The 23,963-nt window shown below is 31.2% G+C and carries 23 protein-coding genes; 21 read left to right on the forward strand and 2 right to left on the reverse strand.

The window, feature by feature from the left end; translation table 11 throughout:
• Nucleotide 1: 1 nt before the first annotated feature.
• Complete coding sequence (locus CNEONATNEC86_RS03750; RefSeq protein WP_159135551.1) at nucleotides 2-1,048, reverse strand: IS1595 family transposase; 1,047 nt, start codon at nucleotides 1,046-1,048, stop codon at nucleotides 2-4.
• 305 nt (nucleotides 1,049-1,353) lie between these two features.
• Nucleotides 1,354-1,926 carry a sigma-70 family RNA polymerase sigma factor gene (locus CNEONATNEC86_RS03755; RefSeq protein WP_159135552.1) on the reverse strand — a complete coding sequence of 191 codons (573 nt, stop codon included), beginning with the start codon at nucleotides 1,924-1,926 and terminating at the stop codon, nucleotides 1,354-1,356.
• A 544-nt stretch (nucleotides 1,927-2,470) separates the two neighbouring features.
• On the opposite strand from CNEONATNEC86_RS03755, the gene CNEONATNEC86_RS03760 reads away from it, so the two are divergent.
• The 21 genes from CNEONATNEC86_RS03760 to CNEONATNEC86_RS03860 all read left to right on the forward strand — a co-directional run bounded on the left by CNEONATNEC86_RS03760 (nucleotide 2,471) and on the right by CNEONATNEC86_RS03860 (nucleotide 23,889).
• A complete protein-coding gene (locus CNEONATNEC86_RS03760) occupies nucleotides 2,471-2,983 on the forward strand; it encodes a nitroreductase family protein (RefSeq protein ID WP_159135553.1) in 513 nt (170 codons plus the stop codon).
• Nucleotides 2,984-3,403: 420 nt separating this feature from the next.
• Complete coding sequence (locus CNEONATNEC86_RS03765) at nucleotides 3,404-3,976, forward strand: hypothetical protein (RefSeq protein WP_159135554.1); 573 nt, start codon at nucleotides 3,404-3,406, stop codon at nucleotides 3,974-3,976.
• Between the two features lie 127 nt (nucleotides 3,977-4,103).
• Nucleotides 4,104-4,892: an SDR family NAD(P)-dependent oxidoreductase gene (locus CNEONATNEC86_RS03770; protein ID WP_159115627.1), complete on the forward strand. Its 789-nt coding sequence runs from the start codon at nucleotides 4,104-4,106 to the stop codon at nucleotides 4,890-4,892.
• Between the two features lie 143 nt (nucleotides 4,893-5,035).
• Nucleotides 5,036-5,401, forward strand: coding sequence for a hypothetical protein (locus CNEONATNEC86_RS03775; RefSeq protein WP_159135555.1), 366 nt, complete (start codon nucleotides 5,036-5,038; stop codon nucleotides 5,399-5,401).
• Between the two features lie 260 nt (nucleotides 5,402-5,661).
• The gene (locus tag CNEONATNEC86_RS03780; RefSeq protein WP_159135556.1) at nucleotides 5,662-6,360 is read left to right on the forward strand and encodes a hypothetical protein; all 699 of its coding nucleotides are present in this window, start codon (nucleotides 5,662-5,664) and stop codon (nucleotides 6,358-6,360) included.
• Between the two features lie 647 nt (nucleotides 6,361-7,007).
• A complete protein-coding gene (locus tag CNEONATNEC86_RS03785; protein WP_159135557.1) occupies nucleotides 7,008-7,502 on the forward strand; it encodes a flavodoxin in 495 nt (164 codons plus the stop codon).
• 77 nt (nucleotides 7,503-7,579) lie between these two features.
• Complete coding sequence (locus tag CNEONATNEC86_RS03790) at nucleotides 7,580-8,752, forward strand: iron-containing alcohol dehydrogenase (protein WP_159135558.1); 1,173 nt, start codon at nucleotides 7,580-7,582, stop codon at nucleotides 8,750-8,752.
• A 77-nt stretch (nucleotides 8,753-8,829) separates the two neighbouring features.
• The gene (locus CNEONATNEC86_RS03795) at nucleotides 8,830-9,156 is read left to right on the forward strand and encodes a DUF6262 family protein (protein ID WP_159116348.1); all 327 of its coding nucleotides are present in this window, start codon (nucleotides 8,830-8,832) and stop codon (nucleotides 9,154-9,156) included.
• Nucleotides 9,157-9,261: 105 nt separating this feature from the next.
• Entirely contained in the window at nucleotides 9,262-10,266 is a 1,005-nt protein-coding gene (locus CNEONATNEC86_RS03800) for an aldo/keto reductase (protein ID WP_159115633.1), read from the forward strand.
• A 374-nt stretch (nucleotides 10,267-10,640) separates the two neighbouring features.
• Nucleotides 10,641-11,606: an aldo/keto reductase gene (locus tag CNEONATNEC86_RS03805; protein WP_159115634.1), complete on the forward strand. Its 966-nt coding sequence runs from the start codon at nucleotides 10,641-10,643 to the stop codon at nucleotides 11,604-11,606.
• 27 nt (nucleotides 11,607-11,633) lie between these two features.
• On the forward strand, nucleotides 11,634-11,723 hold the full coding sequence (locus CNEONATNEC86_RS03810) for an NAD(P)H-dependent oxidoreductase (RefSeq protein ID WP_230132142.1): 90 nt from the start codon (nucleotides 11,634-11,636) through the stop codon (nucleotides 11,721-11,723).
• 17 nt (nucleotides 11,724-11,740) lie between these two features.
• Nucleotides 11,741-12,130, forward strand: a complete 390-nt coding sequence (locus CNEONATNEC86_RS03815; RefSeq protein ID WP_159115635.1) for a MerR family transcriptional regulator — start codon at nucleotides 11,741-11,743, stop codon at nucleotides 12,128-12,130.
• A 416-nt stretch (nucleotides 12,131-12,546) separates the two neighbouring features.
• Nucleotides 12,547-14,019, forward strand: a complete 1,473-nt coding sequence (locus tag CNEONATNEC86_RS03820; protein WP_159115636.1) for an MFS transporter — start codon at nucleotides 12,547-12,549, stop codon at nucleotides 14,017-14,019.
• A 395-nt stretch (nucleotides 14,020-14,414) separates the two neighbouring features.
• Nucleotides 14,415-14,936: a flavodoxin gene (locus CNEONATNEC86_RS03825; protein WP_159115637.1), complete on the forward strand. Its 522-nt coding sequence runs from the start codon at nucleotides 14,415-14,417 to the stop codon at nucleotides 14,934-14,936.
• 163 nt (nucleotides 14,937-15,099) lie between these two features.
• Entirely contained in the window at nucleotides 15,100-15,933 is an 834-nt protein-coding gene (locus tag CNEONATNEC86_RS03830; protein ID WP_159115638.1) for an SDR family oxidoreductase, read from the forward strand.
• Nucleotides 15,934-17,097: 1,164 nt separating this feature from the next.
• Nucleotides 17,098-17,493, forward strand: a complete 396-nt coding sequence (locus CNEONATNEC86_RS03835; RefSeq protein ID WP_159115639.1) for an RNA polymerase sigma factor — start codon at nucleotides 17,098-17,100, stop codon at nucleotides 17,491-17,493.
• 427 nt (nucleotides 17,494-17,920) lie between these two features.
• A complete protein-coding gene (locus tag CNEONATNEC86_RS03840; protein ID WP_159115640.1) occupies nucleotides 17,921-18,082 on the forward strand; it encodes a hypothetical protein in 162 nt (53 codons plus the stop codon).
• Entirely contained in the window at nucleotides 18,054-18,350 is a 297-nt protein-coding gene (locus tag CNEONATNEC86_RS03845; protein ID WP_159115641.1) for an rRNA biogenesis protein rrp5, read from the forward strand. Before CNEONATNEC86_RS03840 ends, CNEONATNEC86_RS03845 begins: the two co-directional genes overlap by 29 nt.
• 277 nt (nucleotides 18,351-18,627) lie before the next feature.
• A complete protein-coding gene (locus tag CNEONATNEC86_RS03850; protein ID WP_159115642.1) occupies nucleotides 18,628-19,167 on the forward strand; it encodes a DUF2815 family protein in 540 nt (179 codons plus the stop codon).
• Nucleotides 19,168-19,304: 137 nt separating this feature from the next.
• Entirely contained in the window at nucleotides 19,305-21,245 is a 1,941-nt protein-coding gene (locus tag CNEONATNEC86_RS03855; protein WP_125149402.1) for a DNA polymerase, read from the forward strand.
• Between the two features lie 184 nt (nucleotides 21,246-21,429).
• Nucleotides 21,430-23,889: a virulence-associated E family protein gene (locus CNEONATNEC86_RS03860; protein ID WP_159135559.1), complete on the forward strand. Its 2,460-nt coding sequence runs from the start codon at nucleotides 21,430-21,432 to the stop codon at nucleotides 23,887-23,889.
• Nucleotides 23,890-23,963 lie beyond the last annotated feature (74 nt).

Consider the following 23,963-nt stretch of genomic DNA (forward strand, 5'->3'; position numbering starts at 1 on the left):
ATTAACAACTTTTTGTTGCGTAAACAAGAGTTCTGTTTTTATACGCTTGGATTCGAGTATCTACAAATGGTATTACACTATGTATAAGCATGTTTTTTGTTCTTATTATTTCTTTATCATCATTAAAACTTTCAAGCCATTTATACCAAGCCATATAATTTGATAAAAACTTACTTGATACACCTTTAAATCTATACATCCAAATCTTTAGTTTGCTATGCAAAGAGTTGATGTGATTTATATGATATATACCATTCTTATAATGTCCTCTCATTATTCTTTTATGGTCTAATGAAAGGTTCGTAGCAAATTGAATATACGACTTATGGCTATCTGTACAGATGATTGAATTATCGTCTATACGACCTTTGTATAGACTTTCAAGGTCGTAATGACTTATTCTCCCTGTACATATTGGTTCTAATATAATATTACCATTTCTATCTATAGCAGTTGCTATGCAAACTTGCTCATTACTAATACCACGCTTTTTAATTTGCTTACCTCTTTTACGAGAAGGTCTTGGCATTACAAAGCCACTTTTCTTATGGTTGCCTTTATAATATAACGGAATAAAAGCTTCGTCCATTTCAACTACACCGTCTACATCACCAATTCCCATAAACTCTCTTATACAATCAAGTATTTTATGCCTCATATAAAAAGATGTTTTAACACATACATCAATATTTTTAGCATTTTTTCTTATGGAAAGTCCAAGTATCATACCTTTTACATACTCAATCCATTTTTCTAAAGGTAGTTTAGTGCAAGACAAAGCAGATTTAGTTAAATCGTTGAATGACTTATTACAAGTCTTGCATAAATACCTTTGTTTATCTTTCAATTTACCATTTTTAACAATTGAGGTTGACTGACAGTGAGGGCAGACCTCCCCCTTACTAAATCTCGACTCTTTAAAATCATTATTAAGGGAGCCTTTTAAAGAACCAAGCGTAAGCATTTCTCCTATATAATTAAATAATTCTTGTAATTCATAATCACCAAGGGTAGTAATATCTATTTTAATACTTGAAACACTTGCCATAAATCCACCTCAAATTATATCTATAGTTATATTATAACCTATATCCCATCAATTTAAACAGTAAATCAACATAATTATCTAACACAGCCTAAAATAAAAATAGAACCTTTAAGATATTGGACCAGAATATCTTGAAGGTTCTATTTATTTTGCAGCTTTAGGCATAATCAAAAAAATGACAAGTCCATCTGACAGCATATTTTCCATCATCCTACGTCGGCAAAATACCATAATAGCCCCACTATGATGGTATTTTACCTCCTTGCCTGATGAAAAATATTCATGTCAGCTCTGGACTTGTTATTTTATCTCATATGCCTTATTTCCTCTAATAAAAGTTTAAGAGCATTATTCTTAATATAAATAGCAGTTGTATAATTGATATTATAAAGTTGTGCATATTCTCTTACAGTATTCTGCTTTATGAATACATAAGTTATAAGGTCTTTTTCTTTTGATGGGAGCTTATTGAGAGCAGATGTGGCTATCTCATAATCAGCTTTTTCACAAAGAATTTCTTCAGTAGTAGGAATTTCAGAAGGAAGAACGTGCTCTAAACAGCCACATAGTATCAATGCTTCATGCCCTTCTGCATGACTTCTGTTTTTACTTTTCTTAATAAGATCATTAAGGCTTTTCCTAATCCCATTTGTGGCATAGGCAACAAATTTGGAGGTTTCAGGATTATATAAGGATAAGCAGTGAAATAAAATCTTAAAGCACTCATTTTGGATATCATAAAAATCATATCCATTAATAAATGTACGCTTTGAAATGTTTAAGATAAAAGGCTTAAATGCCTCTGCTAAGAGTTCTTTTGAATTTGTGTTTCCTTGCTTTGAGGATTTTACTAGAGATTCGATTTGGGTGTAATTCATGGGAGACCTCCTTTATATAATACATATAGAATTATTTAACATAAATAATATATATGACTATATAATGAATATTACAGTATGGGAGGGTGTTTTGGTATATGAAACTTGGAATTGACTATTGAATAATTAGAAGTTATTCATTAATGATCAGCTATCAATGTTCAATGATTGCCACTTGTGGGTACACAGAGTGCAATGAGGGATGAAAAACTTTCAGAAATGAAAGATAAATTAAAGTTTGCAAGATACAATTCACCAGTGGGTATTGTTGTGTGTGGGAATATGAACCTAGCATTTTAGGGGCCAGGTCAAGAAAGGTGGGTTCAAGATTGTAGTGCAGCAATAGAGAATATTTTAATTTCTGCAACAAGTATTGGCTTGGCTCAGTTTGGATAGGTGTATATCCAATTGAAAGCAATATAAAGCCAGTAAAAAAATATTAAATATTCCTGATAATGTCACTAAACTTGGTATTGTATATATTGGATATCCAGCAGAAGAAAAAGAAGCAAGAACCAGATTAAAATTAGGGAAAAACTGGCCATTGGTTAACTGGATCGTTATTGAAAATACTGAGGAAGTTCAAAGGATATCTGAAAAGGTAGCTTTAAAACTTGAAAAGATAGGTCCAGTAATGTTTTCTGTTGGTAGATTTATAAATAAGAATGTTAGGAAAATGTTATCGGTATATACAGAAATTTGTAAAGGAATGCAGAAGGAATTTGCAGGTTATGTGGCAGCAGGTAAAGAAAGACGAGATACTATATTTTTCAATGCACCTCATTTAGTGATTGCGTATGCTGATACAAGAAATATGGTGGCACATGATGCATGTATAACTGCATTGACGCATCTAGAATTGGCTGCACATAGTTACGGTATTGGAACTTGCTGGAGTGGAGTACTAGGGGTTTATTCAAATTTAACTCCTTCTTTTGCAAAGGAACTAGGAATACCAAAGAATAATGAGATTGTAGGTGCATTGATGATAGGTTATCCTGACGTAGAATATCGCAGTATCCCAATGCGTGAAAAACCGCGTGTTATATGGAAATAAAGAAGAAAATTAAGCAGGTAAATTTAAATAAGTGCGCTATTATCTAAATTATGAATTTAAGAATAACAGTGTAGGAGGGATATTATGAAAACTGCATTAATATTCTACCAGCTAAAGTAACTGCAAATATTATTAGGAAATGGCAAAAAAGCTTAAAGAAATAAAAGGCTGTATTTCTAGCAATTAAGATTCATGAAGAGTCATGTAATTAATAGCTAGAATTGCAGCCTTTTTAGTGAATTAATGTATAGTATTAAGTTTTTTCACATAACATTTTAAGCTCATGATTTCTTTGAAATTAGCTATATATCTTTACAAAATCTATAAATTATGAATAAATTTATTTTGTATATAACTTGTAGTTTTTTAGTATTTGATTAAAATAGAACTATCAATTATAAATTATTGGAGGATATGATAGTGAATCCATATAAATATATTACGAATATAAAAGAAAAAAGTTATACAGATGCACAAAAGGCATTACAGAAAGGACTTATTGAATTAAATCAACATTACGAAATTCACGATATTTCAATAAAGGATCTTTGCAAAAGTGCTCATGTTGCTAGGAGTACCTTTTATGCCTATTATAATAATGTAATTGAGTTGCAAGAAGATATAGAAAATGATTTAGTATACAACTTGTTAAAATTGAATGATGATTTTAGGAATAGTGCTATTAAAAGTGAAGAAGATTTAGAGTTTTTCAAAAATACATATAATTATATATTGGAAAATAAACAAATATTTTATACCTTTTTGATTACCAACCCTAATGTAAGATTTATTGAGAAATGGAAAGAAGCAATTAAATATCATTTTTGGGAGCGTCTTTTTTGTAACGGGAATAGTAGAAATGATAAATTTGTATTAGAGCTTATCTCAACACAAGCAGTTACAGCCTTCGCGTTTTGGCTAAAAAATCCTTATGATGTAAATATGAAGGACGTTAATGAAATTATTATTCAAACATTAAATATTTTAAAATAAAAATAAGATTGAAAAGATGAGGAAAAATCCTTATTTAAATCAATCTTATTTTTTTGTACATTTTCTTAATTTATGTAGTGTTCTTAAGATAATAGTAACACTAAAATATTATTTAGGGGGTGTGCTTATGAAGAACTATGTTTTAATAACTGGTGCTTCTGGCGGAATAGGATTTTGCTTTGCAAAAGTATTTGCTGAAAAAGGCTATAATCTTATTTTGGTTGCTCGAAGTAAAGATAAACTAGATTCTATAAAGAAGGAATTGGAAGCAAATTATTCTGTTATTGTTAATATTTACGATATTGATCTTACTTCTAGTATGGCTGTTCAAGAAGTTTATGATTACATTAAAAGAAAGTCTTTAGTGGTAGATATTCTTGTTAATAATGCTGGATTCGGAGAATTTAATGCTTTCTTGGATTCAGAATGGCATAGACAAAAAAATTTAATTGATTTAAATATTACTGCACTTGTCGAGATGACATATTTATTTGGACAAGATATGAAAAAACGGAAATATGGAAAGATTATTAACTTATCTTCTATAGCTGCTTTCTCAGCAGGGCCATATATGTCGTTATATTATGCATCTAAAAGTTTTGTATTATCATTTTCAGAAGCATTATCAGAAGAATTAAAAGGTACAGGTGTATCAGTCACTGCATTGTGCCCTGGTCCAACTTCAACAGATTTTGAAAAAAATGCTAATATGGATAATTCTGCAATGTTCTCAAAATTTAAAACATCAAATGCTGAGGATGTAGCAAGGGCAGGATTTAATGCTGCTATGAAAGGAAAAAGCATTAAATATTATGGAAGTATGACTTATGTATTTAATATTATTACTAGATGCTTTCCAAGAAGAGTAGGACGAAATCTTGCAAAAAAAATGGATAGCAGTGAAGGAAAATATTAATATACAGGAAATCAAATGTATTTTTAATTAATGGATGTAGTAATAATTTTTCAATAAAGTGTATAGAAGATTACATCTAATGTATTTGGTATAAATTTAAAACATAGATTTAAGATTATTTAACTATATAACAGGAGGATAAGATGGTAAAATTATTAGTAATTTTAATAGCAGTATTGGTATGTTTTATTTTGTACAAAAATAAAACTGAAAAAGTGAACAATAAAAAAGGTAAATCTAACTCTAACTCATTATATTACTTACATATAATTAGTGGAGTAGTTATTACTTTTATTGCAACTATACATGCTATAGGCAAATTTAAAGTCGCTCAATTAGGTATGATACTAACAGGAGGAATAGCACTTTTATTGCTATACATACAAATAATTAATGGATTATTTTTAAGAAAAAACTATAATTCTGGATTAAAGAGAGTTCATAAAATTATTCCGATAATAATTGTGTTTTGTATTGTTGGCCATGTATTTGTGGCAAAAATGATTTAATAGATTTATGCCTAATAATATTATAAGAAAATCATTAATATTTATATGATCAAATTATCAATTCATTAGGAGAGCTAACAGCAATATTTGAAATTTAAAAATATATGAAAACCACGACATTTCTCTCGTGGTTTTCATCATGTCATTAGGTATATAAACTTAAACTATTACCTTTGTACACTTTAGTCTTTTGTGTCGTGTACAGGTAAAATTTTCTCTAGTAAAATGAAATCATAAAATAATGTAAGGAGTGAAAAGAAATGTACTTTGGACACTATGCAGTAGCAGTAGCAGTAAAAGCGAAGGAACCAGATGTTCCAGTAGCTCCGCTTTTAATTGGAACAGGACTTTTGGATATACTTAATGGTGCTTTTATTATGGGTGGGTTGGATAAGGTAACACCAAATCTGAACGCATCACCATACTTATTTTTTGATTTGACCTTTATTGACTGGGACCATTCACTTTTGATGGCAATATTTTGGACAGCCCTGTATGGACTGGCATGTTGGCTACTTTATAAGAAAAATACGAAAATTGGCATTATATCAGCTATGGTTGCATTCTTGCATTTCGTAGCAGATCTTCCAATGCACAACGCGGACATGGCTATCTATCCTCATTCTGCCACAAAAATGGGCTTTGGACTTTGGGGAACTCTTGGCGTTTGGTCATGGGTAATTGAGATATTATTCACGGCTATATTACTTACATATGCATGGAAAAAACATAAAGATAGAGGTGAAAACATTTGGATGCAGATTGTGCTTATATGTCTTCTCATTATACAATTGTCACCATGGTTCTCACCAATGAAAGCTATAGCTACATTACCTGAGCCAGCAGCACATCTAATGCACGGTTTTGTTGTATTCATTGGATTTGTTATACCTGGATTAATTATGACGTGGATGTATAAAAGAAGCGAAAAGAAAGCAAAAATGGTACATGTAAAATAAAACTACTTCAATATATTAAACCGTCCCCTTTGTCAAGGACAGTTTAAAAGAGTAGATTAAGTTAAAAGATGATTTCTGTATTGAACAGGAGTCATCTTTTTTAGATTCTATTGCCATCTAAAATTATTATGATAATCTATATAGTCATCTATTTCTTTAACTAGCTTATATAAGCTTCATCTTTTAGATGTGTCAAAAATGATTCATGAGGGCCGTTATCCCAGCAGTTTGTCATTCACTAATCAATCATAATCTCCAGGCTCTCCCCGCCTATAAGTTTGATCATATCCGTGGCTATTATCAGTTGCTAAGTGTTAATCATCCATTGTGTTGTATTTTCTATTTTTCCCATATCATCATACTTATTCAATTAATAATATAAATAAACTTGTTAGATAACTCATTTGATTTACACTTACTTTAATAAGATTTTCCATGATTTTGTAAACATAATATTTAATTCCTATTAACAAACCAACAAGAGAAATGTCGTGGATTTTTATGTTTGTTAGGAAGTTTAGAGCTACTGAAAGTGAAGTAAAAATGTTTTATGTTATAAAAAGTATTGACTTAGAGTTAACTCTAATAATTATACTATATTTGGAGCCTATGCTAGATTATACATCATAAAAGGAGAGTGAGATTTTATGTCTAATACGTTGATTGTTTATTATTCTTATGGAGGAAATACAGAGAAAGTAGCAAAGATGATTCACGAAAAAACTGGATTTGAGCTTCTTAAATTAAATCCTCAAAAACCGTATACTGGAAGTTATGATCAGGTAGTGAATCAAGGACATCAGGAAGTAAATAGAGATTTTCGTCCACCACTGAAAACAGATTTAACAAAGCTTACAGAATTTCAAAATATTATATTATGTTCACCTATTTGGTGGTATACATTTGCACCAGTAATAAAATCGTTTCTTGGCGAAATTGATACTGAAGGTAAAACTATTATACCTTTCATTACAAATGGAGGATATGGATTAGGGCATAGCTTGGAAGATTTGAAGAAAATTTGTCCAAAAGCAAAAATATTAGAATGTTTAGAAGTCCCTTTTGAAGAAGATATAATACGGATTCCAATAAGTAGTGTTGATGAGCATTTAAAAAAGTTGATGAAAGTTATTGACTTATAGTTAACTCTAAGTTGTAAGATATCAAGAAAAAGATAAATTATGTAACAAAAATTAAAGTATTTTAGGAGGAATTTAAAATGAGTTTTAAAATGTATATGCCAACAAGAATTTTATTTGGTGCAGGACAATTAAATAATTTACATGAACAATTATTACCAGGAAAAAAAGCAATGCTTGCAATATCTAATGGTAAATCTACAAAGGAAAATGGTTCTTTGGATAGAACCATTGCAGAATTAACTAAAGCAGGTGTTGAATCTTTTGTTTTTGATAAGATTGAAGCAAATCCACTGGATACAACAGTTATGGATGGAGCCGCTTTTGCCAAGGAACATGGTTGTGATTTCATTGTTGCTTTAGGTGGTGGAAGTGTTATGGATGCAACTAAAGCTATTGCAACTATGGCAACTAATGATGGTGATGTTTGGGATTATATTAATGGTGGTACTGGTAAGGGAAAAGCAATTGAAAACAAACCACTTCCTATTGTAGCTATTACAACTACTGCTGGTACTGGATCAGAAGTTGATGAATGGGGAGTTGTATCTAATAAAAAAACAAATGAAAAGATTGGATTCGGAGGAATCGATGATTTATTCCCAGTATTAGCTATTGTTGATCCTGAATTAATGGTTTCAGTTCCTGCAAAATTTACTGCATTTCAAGGATTTGATGCATTATTACACAGTGTAGAATGCTATATTTCTAAGTTTGCCAATGAAATGAGCGATATGTATGCATTAACTGCAATTAAAAATGTTACAGAATATTTACCTAAAGCTGTTAAGGATGGAAATGATATAGAAGCAAGAGGCAAAGTAGCATTTGCCAATACATTATCTGGAGTTGTTATGGGACTTAGCTGTTGTACAAGTGAACATTCTATGGAACATGCAATGTCTGCATACCATCATAACTTACCACATGGAGCTGGACTAATTTTGATTAGTAAAGAATACTTTACTTATTTTGCTCAAAGACATGCTTGTGATGAAAGATTCATTGAAATGGCAAAGGCAATGGGAAAAGCAGATGCAAAAGATCCTATGGACTTTATTGAAATGTTAGTGAAATTACAAGAAGAGTGTGGTGTTGCTGATCTTAAAATGTCTGACTTTGGTATAGAAGATACTGAATTCATGACACTAGCAGAAAATGCAAGAGCAACTATGGGAGGCCTATTCTTTGCAGATCCATGTGAACTTAACAATGAAGATTGCGCTGGAATATTTGAAAAATCATATCGTTAGTAATTAGGAGTGAGATGAACAGACCTTATATTGTATGTCATATGATGACTGCACTCGCTAATAAATAGAAGAAATTAATTTGCGATATAAAGAAAGTAGATAAAGCTATCCGAGAATTGTCGCTTGGCGAAGAGAAAATTAACTTCAACAGTGTATCTAATCTAAGTGGAGTTTCTAAGACTTTTTTATATAATAATGTTGAAATCAAGAAAAGAATTGAAGAACTTAGAGATAAGAAAATTGAAAGAGTTATAAAACAAAGACTTAAATATGATAAAACAGATAAATCAAAAGACATTATTATAATGGCTAAGGATAAAAAGATTAAAGAACTTCAAAATGAAAATAGAAAACTCAAAGAGCAATTAGAGGCTATTAGAGGAAAATTATACTTAATGAATTAGATAATTATAGACTACATTGTTTATAGGTAGTCTATGTATAAAATAAATAAAATCAAGTAGTGTACAAGCAAGTGCACTAGATATTATAGAAAGAAGGAAAATTTAATGGATAAGCGTATATTAGGAAAAAGAGGACTAGAAGTATCTACTATTGGTCTTGGATGCATGGGAATGACACATGGATTTGGAGAACCATCAGATGAGATTGAAATGATAGAAGTGATAAGAGGTGCAGTAGAATCAGGTATTACAATGTTTGATACTGCAGAATGTTATCAAAATGATGATGGGACTATTTATAATGAAACATTAGTAGGAAAGGCATTAAAACCGTATAGAGATAAAGTAATAATTGCAACTAAATGTGGGATTAAAGTTATAAATGGAAAACAAGTTTTAAATGCACGACCAGAAGTTATTAGAGATTCATTAGAAGGATCTTTGAAAAGATTACAAACTGATTATATAGATTTATATTATTTACATCGTGTTGACCCTAATACACCAATTGAAATTGTAGCGCAAACTATGAAAGAATTGATGGAAGAAGGAAAGATTAAACATTGGGGATTATCTGAAGCTGGAACTGAAACAATAAAAAAAGCCAATGATATTTGTCCATTATCTGTAGTTGAAAGTGAATATTCAATGATTTATAGGGAGCCAGAAAAAAATGGATTATTAGATACATTAGAAGAATTAGGCATTGGATTTGTACCTTTTGCTCCACTTGGAAAAGGATTTCTAACAGGAACAATTGATACTAATGAGAAATTTGCTAAAAATGATACAAGAAGTCGTCAGCCACGTTTTAAAAAAGAGAGTATGGAAGCAAATCAAGTTTTGTTAAACTTAATTAAAACTATGGCTAAAGAAAAAGGTGCTACATCTGCACAATTTGCTTTAGCTTGGGTAATGGCACAAAAAGATTGGATAGTACCAATTCCAGGAAGTAGAAAGCTAAGTAGAATTGAAGAAAATATTAAAGCGACAGAAATTGAATTAACAAAAGAAGAGTTAACCAAAATAAATGAAGCATTAGATAATATGGAACTAAAGGCAGAACGATGGGACCCTAATTCAGATAATGCTAAACGTGTAGGAAGATAATTACTAAAGGCATTATTTTATAGTTCAAAAGCAATTATAGAACAGAGGGGTAAATACATGATGCAACTCTTGGTCTACACTGGGGAATGAGTATAGGATTTTTCTTTTTTTTATCTTACTATACTATAAAAATGATTCGAAATTATTCAATAAAGAAAAGCAGAAAATAAAATTTATGAATTAGAGAATTTATGGTCTGTTGCAAATGTATAGTTTAGCTGGAAGTTTGTTGTACTTATTAGGAATATTTATGTTACGTTTGCTGACTGAAGAAAAATATATATAAATGTATTGCTATGAAGTTAACTCCAGGTTATATGATTAATCTTGTAAAGGTAAGATTACTAAATTATTTATAGAGAGGAAGAATAAAAATGAAAAAAAGAATGCTTGGAAAAAGTGGTATTGAAGTTTCAGCAATTGGACTTGGATGTATGGGAATGGATCATGCATATGGTAAGCCTGCTGATCGTGATGAGATGATTAAATTAATTCGTAAGTCAGTAGAACTTGGATGTAATTTTTTCGATACAGCTGTTGTTTATGGAGAATCTAATGAGGAATTATTGGGTGAAGCTTTAGCACCTATTAGAGATAAGATGGTAATTGCAACAAAGTTTGGAATTATAGGACAAGAAATTATTGATGGAAAGCCTCAAAATATATTAAATAGTAGTCCTGAATCTATTAAAGAACAATTGGAAGGATCATTGAAAAGATTAAAAGTTGATTGTATAGATTTATATTACCAACATAGGGTTGATCCAAATGTTGAACCAGAAGTTGTAGCAGGTGTTATGAAAGAATTAATTGCTGAAGGGAAAATTAAAACATGGGGATTATCAAATGCACCAATTAATTATATGAAGCGTGCTCATAGCGTATGTCCACTATCTGCAATTGAAAACCAATATTCAATGGTATGGAGAGAACCAGAAAAAGAATTATTTAATTTATGTGAAGAATTAGGAATTTCATTTGTAGCATATAGCCCACTAGGAAATGGTTTCTTAAGTGGAAAGTATACAAAGGATACAAAATATGAAGAAGGAGACTTTAGAAGCTTCATGGGAAGATTTAAACCTGAAGTCATGGATCGTAATAAGGCTTTATTAGATTTAATTTCAGAAGTGGCGGAAAAGAAAAATGCAACATGTGCTCAAATTGTATTGGCTTGGGAATTAGCTCAAAAACCATTTATTATTCCAATTCCAGGAACAAGAAAATTACACAGATTAGAAGAAAATTTAGGTGGAGCAGATGTTGAATTAACAAGAGAAGAATTAGATAGCTTAAATGAAGCATTATCTAAACTTGAGATAGATGAAACTCATTTTTAAAATTAATAAGTATAGGGATAGATGTATATGAAAGTATTATTGGTAAATGGAAGTCCACATCAAAAGAGATGCACTTACATAGCACTTAAAGAAGTTGAAAATATATTAAATTTATGATTAAGAGGTGATGTACTATGATGATTACAGACGTAAGTAAAAAATATGGAATATCTGTAGATACATTACGTTATTATGAACGTATTGGACTAATTCCACCGGTTAATAGAAATGAAAGTGGATATAGAGACTATACTGAAGAAGATTGTGAATGGGTATATTTCGCAGTTGCCATGAGAAGTGCAGGTATATCTGTAGAAGCATTAATAGAATATGTAGATTTATTTCAAAAAGGAATAAATACTATTGATGCTAGAAAGAAAATTCTTCTTGAACAAAGAGAGTTATTAGCTGAAAGAATTGGAGATATGCAAAAAGTTTTAGAACGTTTGGATCGCAAGATTGATGGATATGAAGAAAGAATTCTCAAATATGAAGAAAAGTTAAAAAATAGATGTATAAAATAAACAATAAAAATATTTTCGTATTCCGCAAATTGTGTTTTTTAAACAATTTAATAAGCTATTGATTTAGCTAAAGATTAGAAATGGAATTAAGTAATTATTAGGCAAATAAAAGAAAATACTGTGCTAGATAATATTTAGCTTTAGCTGTGGCGTATTATTACTTTATACGCTACAGCTTTTGCTTTTTAATAAATATTAAAGGCAATAAATAACTGCTATTTATATATAAACTAGATCAATATTGATTTTAAATATTTAATTTGAGGAAAAGCTTTTTGGTAATGTAATGCTTGAAATTATTTAACAGTATGATGGTGAGGTAAGTCATTTACCAATGATATATTCATTCAAAAAGTGATTTTTTTGTGTATAAATTGTTATTACGAATTGAAATTTAGTTAGGAAGGGATTTTTTTATGAATAAGACTGGGACTTTGATTGTAACGCTGGCACTATTATTATCAAATGCAATGGCAGGTTTAGATGGAACAATTGTAAATACTGCATTGCCAGCAATTATAAGTGATTTACATGGAATTCAATACATGGGGTGGATAGTAGCTGTTTTTCTATTGGGAATGGCAGTAGCAACTCCACTTTGGAGTAAATTAGGAGAACGTGTTGGAAATAGAAGAGCATATGAAATAGCTACATTATTGTTTGCTATTGGTTCAATTTTTCAGGCATTATCAAGTAATATTATATTTTTCTTAATTGCCAGAACTGTTATGGGAATAGGGGCAGGTGGAATGAATACTATTCCATTTATCATTTATGCAGACTTGTATACAGATTTAGTTAAGAGAGCTAAGGTTATAGGATATGCTACAGCAAGTTTTAGTGCAGCTTCAATTATAGGTCCTCTAATTGGAGGATGGATAGTTGATACTTTTAGCTGGCATTGGGTATTCTATATAAATGTTCCAATAGCATTAATATCAATATTAAGTGTTAAATTTTTCTTTAAAGAACCTAAAAGAACTTCTACAAGTGAAAAAGTTGATTATTTAGGTGCTAGCACTATGATAATTAGTTTAGTAATACTTTTGACAGGAATTCAAATGATAGGTACAGCATCACTAACTCTAGTTAGCATTTTAATTATTGTTGGCTTACTTTTACTTATACTACTATTTAAAGTAGAAGAAAAAGCTGCTGATCCTATAATTCCTAATAGACTTTTTAAAAATAGCCCTTTATTGGTTGATTTCATGTTATTTGCTCTTTTATGGGGCGCATTTATTGCTTTTAATATATACATACCAATGTGGGCACAAGGATTGTTAGGATTAAGTGCTTTAATTGGAGGTGCAACTCAGATTCCAGGATCTATTACAAACTTTGCTGGTTCAGTAGTTGGATCACATATGCAATCACAATTGGGAAAATATAAGATGGTTGCTTTAGGAACATTAGCTTTTATAATTTCTTTTGGAATTATGGCTCTAGCTAAGATAACAATACCAGTGTGGCTTTTATTAGTAGCTGGAGCATTTGAAGGTTTTGGTTTAGGTTTAAGTTTTAATGTTCTACAAATTAGTGTACAAGAAGATGCAGAAAAGAGAGATATTCCAATTGCAACGTCATTTGCATATCTTTTACGTATTTTAAGTCAAACATTTATGTCATCAATATATGGGGTGATTTTAAGTAATGCTTTAATTAAAGGTGTTAATGAAACTAATGGAAAAATCACTATTACTATGATGAATAAATTAAGTGATTCCCAAAGTGTAGGTGACTTACCTAAAGAGTTATTACCAATTATGAAACAGATTATGTATGGCGGTTTACACAATATTATGTTAATTGCACTAGTTTTGTTAAGTATTGCTTTGTTTTTTAATATTGTAATGCAATTAAAAGTGAAAAATAGTAAAAGCATTTAAATATATATGTTGTAATTACTTTTCTACATTTTCTATGCTGGTATTTACTTAGCCTGTAAACATCTTAAGTGAAATTTTATTATTGCAACATATATATTATAAAGTTCATTCTGAAATTTTGTGATAAATAATAATATATATCACTTATATGCCTATTTACTTGGTTTTGAATAAAGAATTGATGTTGAAAAATCACTTTTTCACAAAATTCTGTGATGAACCTATTATAAGAAACATGGGATTTATCTAAAATAGCTATTAAAAAGATAAGTATAATAAAGGAATTTATTGTGCTCTTAGAATTCAGTTTAGGAAAAATTTTATTATACTCTATTGACTTGGAGTTAACTCAAAGATCTATAATAAAAATATCAAAAATAGCAGGGGGGTTAATTATGAATTTTGAAAATAAAAAAATCATTGTTGCATACTTTTCACACAAGGGAGAAAATTATTCAAACGGCAGGATTGTGGAATTAAAAATGGGAAATACCGCTATTGCTGCTCAAATGATTGCAGATTCACTAAATGCAGATACCTTTGAAATCAAAGCGGTAAATGAGTACCCGTTTGAGTACAACGCCTGCACTGAAGAAGCAAAAGCAGAGCTTAGAGATAACTCACGTCCGAAACTTGCGGAAAATATGGACATTTCTGATTATGACATAGTGTTTCTTGGCTATCCAAACTGGTGGGGAACAATGCCAATGGTAGTGTGGACTTTCCTTGAAAGTCATGATTTCAGAGGAAAAATAGTAATGCCTTTCTGTACCCACGAGGGCAGTGGAATGGGAAACAGCGAAAGGGATTTGAAAAAGCTTATACCTAATGCTGATATAAGAAAAGGTCTTGCAATTCATGGATCTTCAGTTTCAAAGGCAAAATCAACAATTAATCATTGGCTTGAAAATGTATAAGAAGGACCTTCCCTTAAACAACGCAGGCAGATATATGAAACTCTTAACAAACTTAACTACAAAATTGAAAGATACTAAATAGCTGTGGAAACAGACAAAATAATATAAGAGAAGTTAAAACTTAATGTTTAACTTAAAATTATTATACGAGGAGTAAACAATTATGAACAAAGATGTAATGATTTTGACCGGAGCTGGACAAATTGGAATGGCTATTGCTAGAAGAATTGGCTTTGGAAAGAAAATTGTAATTGGCGATAAAAGGATTGAGAACGCACAGGATATATCAAAAATTATGAATGATGCAGGCTTTGATACTGAAGCTTTTGAAATGGACTTATCCTCAAGAGAATCTATTTTGAATTTGATTGCAAAAGCACAGGAATATGGTGAGATTTCCATGCTTGTAAATGCGGCAGGAGTTTCCCCAAGTCAGGCACCGATTGAAGCAATTTTAAAGGTTGATTTGTATGGTACAGCGGTTCTGCTTGAAGAAGTCGGAAAAGTTATAGCCCATGGAGGAGTTGGTGTAACTATTTCTAGTCAATCTGGTCACAGAATGGCTGCACTTAGCCCAGAAGCAGATGAGAGGCTTGCAACTACACCAACAGAAGAGCTTCTTTCTCTTGAAATTTTGCAGCCAGAAAACATCAAGGATACGCTTCACGCTTATCAAATGGCGAAACGCTGCAATGAAAAACGTGTTATGGCTGAATCGGTCAAGTGGGGAGCAAGGGGAGCGAGAATTAATGCAATCTCGCCTGGAATTATTGTTACGCCCCTTGCCATTGACGAATTTAACGGCCCTAGAGGAGATTTCTACAAAAATATGTTTGCAAAATGTCCAGCTGGACGTCCAGGTACGGCGGATGAAGTTGCAAACGTTGCGGAGCTTCTAATGAGTCCCCAGGGAGCATTTATCACAGGTTCGGATTTTCTGATTGATGGTGGAGCAACAGCATCGTATTTTTATGGTCCTCTTAAGCCTAATAATTAAAAATAACAGAGATAATGAGTAATCACAACGCTAAGAGTGACAGTCTGTGGACTGTTATTTCAAGGCGTTATTTTCTTTAAAAGCATAAAAACTATCCCACAGGAAGTGATTATCAGAATATTGCTCAAATCCTATATGTCTTGTTAAGAATCTAAGATACGACAATTAGCTATGAAAAGTACAGAATTTAGTCGAACAAATATCCTGTACTTTTTGCAATATATGGGATATTATGTAATAAACAGCTTAACTTATAAGTAAACAAAATTTGATATAAACTAAGTTAAAACGGCAATAAAATCATTGATAATTTCAAAAAAGAGCGAAATTAGATGAAGTAGCAGCGTTTTATATGTGTATTTCAAATTTTTAAATAAAATAAAATGGTGGCGCTGTATTGAGAAAGAATGAAAAAGACAGCATTATAGCATATATCTTGGAATGATTATATTTGAAGACAATAAAAAAATCTCCAAGGCGACTATGATCTCGTCTTCTATAAAATACAAATCCAATGGAATGCAATACCTTTTATTAAAGGTAATCTTTTAAGCCGTCGATTTTTTCAGCGCATTCTGGATTTTCCAAGCTTGCCGAGGAAAAGGCCAGGTGCATATAATTTATTTTTTATTCTTTAGGCACGATACACTAAGTTATTACAATATTATCTAGTACAAACTATCCACAGATTGTACAGCAATATAATTTCCTAAAGAATAAAAAAGTCATAATATATAATGCATTTGCAAAGAGGGGGAGGATGAGAAAATTGGTATACAATTAAAATGTCCAAACTGTAGCAAAAGAGCTATGGATGTAATCAAAGCAACTAAAGGTAAGGTGATAATAGAGCTGAAGTGTCCTCATTGTCGTAAAATAGTAAAAATAAATTACTGTAGATAAGCTAATTATTCACATTTAAAGATGAGTTTGATGATTAATAAATTTTTAAGAAATGTTAAAATCAAATAATAACTAGATAATAATAAAATAATAACTACCGAGCAAGTGATCCATAAATAAAAATGAGATACCAAATGGCCGGAGTAAAGCTAGAAATAGTTTTTACTCTAGGCCATTTTTGTTTGGAGTTTATTTGTTATGCCTAAAAATACCTTATTTCTAGTTTTACTTACGGCCCGAAAGAAAGGGGCCAATATAAAAATGAATATTATGTATGAATTTATAACAGGAGAAAAACTAGAAATAGAGGTAAATGAAGATATTGCTAATATATCTATAGAAATTGAAAGAACCATATATAACAACAATCAGAAAGAAAGCAGAAGACATAATTCAATAAATAGTATGGAAGAGGCAGGATTTCAATTTAAAGATATTAATGATGATATAGAAGTTAAAGTGGAAGAAGCAGAAACAACAGACGAAGTGAAAAATGCAATTAAAAATTTGCTTCCAAGTCAGCAGGATTTAATAGAAAAGGTATTTTATAAAAATATGAAGCTTGTTGATATAGCAGCACAGGAAGGTGTTACTGAAGCTGCAATTAGAAATAGATTAAATAAGATTTATAAGAAATTAAAAAAAGTTTTAAGTTAGGGGGTTCGGTTTGGGGGCTCTAGTGACCTTATAGTGTATGGAAATTTATCAATTTTAAATTATCAATGATCAATTTTCAATGGAGGATGAAAAACTTTCAGTTTTTCTAAAATATAGTACTGCATCTATATTTGTAAGGAAGGAGATGTCGCAAAAACTAGAATTTAAGCAAGAGCCCAGATTTTATATTTGCCAGGGAACATATTACTACGGAATATGGGCTATAACTCTAAGCTCCTCTGTATGCAAATATAATTCACTGTCTTTGGCTATATTGCTAAGTTCATCCTTCACTAAGCACTATATGCCAGCGAATGTTATGGCTAATGCCATAACAATGCAATAATACAATTAAAAAGCTGTAAGCTTTTTTCCTTCATTGATCATTGAGAAATGAAAATTGAGAATTGTAAGTGGGGTGAGAATAATGGCAACAATAAAAATTACCATAAGTACAGAAAAAGCAGTATCAACTGATATAAAAGAAACTAAAGATAACCCAAATGATGTGGTGGATAAAATATCAGGTTTATTAAATATTGGAGGGAGCAAATCGGGTAATGAAAGATGCAGTACTCAAAATTGTTAAGGATTTAAGATGCTTAGCCGATGATTTAGAATCATTTGCAGAGTCTGCTAAGGAAGAAAGCGCAGATTCAAAAACAAAATATGAGCAAAAGAAAACAAAAGAAAAATCTATATCAATAGAAGATGTGAGAGCAGTTCTTGTATCAAAATCACAAGATGGAATGAAAAAAGAAGTTAAAGCTTTAATAGAAAAGTATGGTGCACATAAACTTACAGATTTAGAGGCATCATGCTACAAAGATTTGCTTAAAGATGCAGAGGATCTTTAACAATTATCAATGAATAATTGATGCCCTTTATGGGTACACAGAGTGCAATTGACAATGAAGGATGAAAAACTTTCAGTTTTTCTAAGATTATAGTATTGCATCTACATTTGCTAGGGAAAATATAATTCGCTTAAGGCGAATGTTATGGCTAATGCCATAACAATGCAATAATACAATTAAAAGTTGGAGATTTTTTTCCTTAATTGTACATTGTAAATTGTCAATTGATAATTATATATCAAATACCGCCAAGGTAGAATTTAAGGAGGAATTATAAATGGCAACTAATAAAACAAAGGTGATTACAGGAGTAGTCAGGCTAAGCTATGCAAATGTATGGGAACCAAAATCAATAAATGGGAGTGATGAAAAGTACAGTGTTTCTTTGATAATACCAAAGAGTGATAAAAAAACAATTCAAGAAATTAAGGATGCAGTTAAATCTGCAAAACAGGAAGGTAAGTCAAAGTTTGATGGGAAAATACCAGCTAATTTAAAACATCCATTAAAAGATGGAGATATAGAAAAACCTGACGAGGAGGCATATAAAGACAGCTATTTTGTAAATGCAAACAGCAATGAAAGACCACAGATTGTGGACAAGAGTGTTAATCCTATTTTGGATCAAAGTGAAGTATATTCAGGGTGTTATGGAAAGGTATCAATCAATTTTTATGCATTTAACAGCGATGGAAATAAAGGGATAGCCTGTGGCCTTGGAAATATTCAAAAAATAAGAGATGGAGAGCCTTTAAGTAGTCGTTCAAGTGCAGCTGATGATTTTATAAATGAAGAAGAAGATTATTTTTTTGGTTAAAGAAAATCAATGGATAATGAACAATGAACAATTGATGCCCCTTGTGGGTACAAAGAGTGCAATGAAGTAAAAAAAGCTTACAGCTTTTAAATATATTATTGCATTTGTTCATTGTTTTAAAGTTTTGGAGGAATCATATGGAAAAGACATTATCCTTAGATTTAGAAACTTACTCTGACATAGACTTAGTTAAATGTGGAGTTTATGCATATGTAGATAGTCCTAATTTTGAAATATTACTTGTGGCATACTGTTTTGATGAAGATGAAGTAAAAATCATTGATTTAGCATCAGGTGAAGTCATGCCAGAAGAAGTTAAAGAAGCTGTATTAAGTGATGATGTTATAAAGACAGCTTTTAATGCTAATTTTGAAAGAATATGCTTAAGCAAATATTTTAATAGCAATTTAAAGTCAGATTCATGGTGCTGCACTGCAGCTCAAGCTTCAATGTTAGCACTTCCACCTAGTCTTGAAGGCGTTTCAGAAGTTCTTGGACTTAATAATAAGAAAATGAAAGAAGGAAAAGAGCTTATAAAGTATTTCTGCTGTCCATGCAAGCCAACAAATGTTAATGGGAACAGAATAAGAAACCTGCCAGTACATGATTTAGAAAAATGGAATATATTTAAGAACTATTGCGTTAGGGATGTTGAAGCAGAAACTGAAATAAGAAATAAACTTAAAAATTATCCAATAAGTGAAAAGGAAGTGGAAATATATAGGCTGGATCAAATCATAAATGATAGAGGAATTTTAGTAGATATGAATTTGGTAAAAAGAGCTATAAAATGTGATAAAGATTTTATAGGTGCAGCTACCAAAAGAGCTTATGAAATTACAGGACTTGAAAATCCAAATTCAGTACCACAGCTTAAAGAATGGCTTGCACATAGAGGTATAAATATTAAAAGCCTTTCAAAAAAATCAGTATCAAAACTGGCAGAAAAATGTGATGGAGAGATAGAGGCGGTTTTAAAATTAAGGCTTCTTATGTCTAAAACTTCAGTAAAAAAATATGAAGCAATAGAAAGGTCAGTATGCTCTGATGGAAGAGTTCATGGACTGCTTAAGTTTTATGGAGCAAATCGTACTGGAAGATGGGCAGGCAGATTAGTGCAGGTTCAGAATCTTCCTCAAAACCATATTAAAGATTTGGAAGTGGCAAGAAATATTGTGAAGAATGGGGCCTTTGAAGAATTAGAAATGTTTTATGAAAGCACACCAAATGTTTTATCAGAGCTTATAAGGACTGCTTTTATACCTAAAACTGGCTTTAAATTCATAGCAGCAGATTTTTCTGCTATTGAAGCAAGAGTTTTAGCATATCTTGCAGGTGAAAAGTGGAGAGTAGATGTGTTCAAAACTCATGGAAAAATATATGAAGCTTCAGCAAGTGCTATGTTTAATGTGCCAATAGAAGGCATAAAAAAATCTTCAGACCTAAGACAAAAGGGGAAAATAGCAGAACTTGCATTAGGTTATGGGGGGAGCATCGGTGCTTTAACAGCTATGGGGGCACTTGAAATGGGACTTAAAGAGGAAGAACTACAACCATTAGTTACAGCATGGAGAAATGCAAATCAAAATATAACAAAGTTTTGGTGGAATATAGATAAAGCAGCAATTACGGCAGTAAAAGAAAGAACTACAGTAAAAGTAGGAAAAATTGAGTTCACATATTGTGGTGGAATATTATTTATAACACTTCCATCAGGGAGAAAACTATCTTATATGAAGCCAAGATTACAAATTAATAAATTTGACAGGGAAGGGCTAACTTATGAAGGAATAGGTGAAAGTAAGAAATGGATAAGAATTGAAACTTATGGACCTAAATTAGTTGAAAATATTGTTCAGGCTGCTTCAAGAGATTTACTTGCAGAAGCAATGTTAAGACTGCATGAAGCTGGATATGAAATTGTCATGCATATTCATGATGAAGTGGTAATTGAAGCACATATAAATAGAAATTCATTGGAGGAAGTGTGTGAAATCATGTCTATTGCTCCAGAGTGGGCAGAAGGGTTATTTTTAAAGGCAGATGGTTATGAGTGTAGTTATTATAAAAAAGATTAAAGGAATGGTGCAGGTTATAGTTAGCAATGAAGAATTATTTGGGAATAATAGGTTTAAGACTTATGATAAGTGTCAGCACATTTGCTAGTAATTAAGATAATAGGAAACTGAAATTTGCAGATGATGAAATAGTAGAAATTATTGAGTGCGTAGTAATTAAGAAAACATGGAGTGTGATAAATAAATGATAATAAGCATTGCTAATAGTAGAACAGCTAAGAAATGGAAAGCCATAGATATTTCCTGGAATGAGTTTTTAGATAAAGTTAAAAACACAAAAAGGACAGGTGAAACTGTAAAAGAATTTAAAAATCTTTCAAAAGCAAAGCAGGATGAAATCAAAGATGTTGGTGGCTTTGTTTCTGGAAAGCTTAAAGAAGGTAAACGAAAGAACGGATATGTTGAGTATAGAACCATGTTAACCCTCGATATGGATTATGCAGATGCTGGGCTATGGGAGCAGATAACTTTATTTTATGATTTTACATGCTGCATATATTCAACACATAAACATACAAAAGAAAAAACACGTCTTAGATTAATAATACCATTAGCAAGAAAGATTAGTGCTGATGAATATTGTGCAGTTTCAAGAATGGTGGCATTTGATATTGGAATAGAGCAGTTTGATGATACCACATATGAGCCAACAAGGTTAATGTACTGGCCTTCAACCTCAAAGGATGGAGAGTTCATTTTTGAAAATCAAGAAGGGAAGCTTTTAGATCCAGATAAGATACTTTCAAGATATAAGGATTGGAAAAACAGTAGTGAATGGCCTGTATCTTCAAGGCAGAAAAGTATTGTAAGACATAATATTTCAAGACAAGCAGACCCTTTAGAAAAAGAAGGACTTATAGGAGCATTTTGTAGGCAATATTCTATTACCCAGGCAATAGAAAAGTTTCTAAATGACATGTATAAGGAAAGCACTATTAATGGAAGATATGATTACATTCCAGCAGATTCAGCAGCAGGTGTGCTTATATATGAAGATAAGTTTGCATATTCACATCATGCTACAGATCTAGCATGTAATAAACTGTGTAATGCATTTGATTTAGTTAGAATTCATAAATTTGGACACCTTGATGAGAAAAAAAGTGATGATGTGGAAGATTCAAAGAAGCCATCATTTAAAGCAATGCAGGAATATGTTTTAAATGATGATAAGGTAAAATTACAACTTTTGGAGCAGAAGAAAAAGGAAGCAGCCTCAGAGTTTAAGAATGAAGAATATTTAGAAGTTAATAAAGAAAAGAGTTCTAAGTTTGATAAAGAAAATTTAGAGCTTCATAATAAAGGATATTTAGGATCTAATAATGAAGCAGATTCAGAGACGGATAATGAAGAATGGAAAACGCAGCTTATATTAAATAAAAGAGGAGATGTAACAAATACATTAAGAAATCTAATTACTATTTTAGAAAATGATTCGTCCTTAAAATCAATAGCTTTCAACCAGTTAAGTGATGGGATGGAGATTAAGGAAACTGTTCCTTGGAAACATCCATCCAGGTTTTGGAGAGATGCAGATGATGCACAGCTTATTTCATATATTGACTCTACTTATGGAAGTTTTTCAGCAAGAAATTATGATATTGCAGTAAAGAAAGTCACGGATGATCGTTCATATCATCCAATAAGGGAGTTTTTAAGTGATCTTCCAAAATGGGATGGTGTAAAAAGGCTTGAAACTTTATTTATAGATTACTTTAATGCAGATGATGAAGAATATACAAGAGCAGTTACAAGAAAAGTATTTATTGCAGCCGTTGCAAGAGTTATGAACCCAGGAATTAAATTTGACTGGATGTTAGTTTTAAATGGTCCTCCTGGAATAGGAAAGAGCACAATAATAAGAAAACTTGGAGGAGAATGGTTTAATGATTCTTTAAGACTTTCAGATACAAAGGATAAAACAGCAGCAGAAAAGCTTCAGGGATATTGGATACTTGAGATAGGTGAACTTGCTGGAATGAGTAAAGTTGAAGAAAATATTTTAAAGAATTTTTTATCAAGTCAAAATGACATATATAGGGCAAGCTTTGGAAGAAGAGCAACGCCTCATCCTCGGCAATGTATTTTTATAGGAACTACAAATGAAGATAGAGGATACTTAAGGGACACAACAGGAAATCGTAGATTTTGGCCTCTAAAAGTATATGGTGCTAATAAAAAAGCATGGGATATGAGTAGTAATGAAGTAATGCAGATATGGGCTGAAGCAAAGGCGTACTATGAATCAAAAGAAGATTTACAACTGTCACGTGAACTTGAAGCACGGGCAAATGATCTTCAAAATGAAGCTATGGAATTTGATGAGAGGCAGGGAGTTATTGAAGCTTACCTTGAAATGCTGCTTCCAGAAGGCTGGGATAACTTTGATACTTATAAACGAAGAGAATATATTAATGATTATTGTAATGAAAATTCACTAATTCCAAAAGGCAGAGTTAAAAGAGAAACTGTATCAGTAATAGAAATATGGTGTGAAGTATTCGGCAAAAATAAGGCGGATTTAGAAAGGTTTAAATCATTTGAAATAACGAAAATGCTTAAAAGAATTCCAGGATGGATTCAAGAACCAAAGACAAAGTGGAATAAATTATATGGAAATGTGAGGATATTTAAGAGAATATAATTTTAGTTGTTAATATAGTTTTAATTTTTATTATGAATAAACTCTACATTTTACTTATTGACTTAGTTCGGATT

This window comes from Clostridium neonatale (genome assembly GCF_900465025.1).
In the GTDB taxonomy this organism is placed as follows: Bacteria; Bacillota; Clostridia; order Clostridiales; family Clostridiaceae; genus Clostridium; species Clostridium neonatale.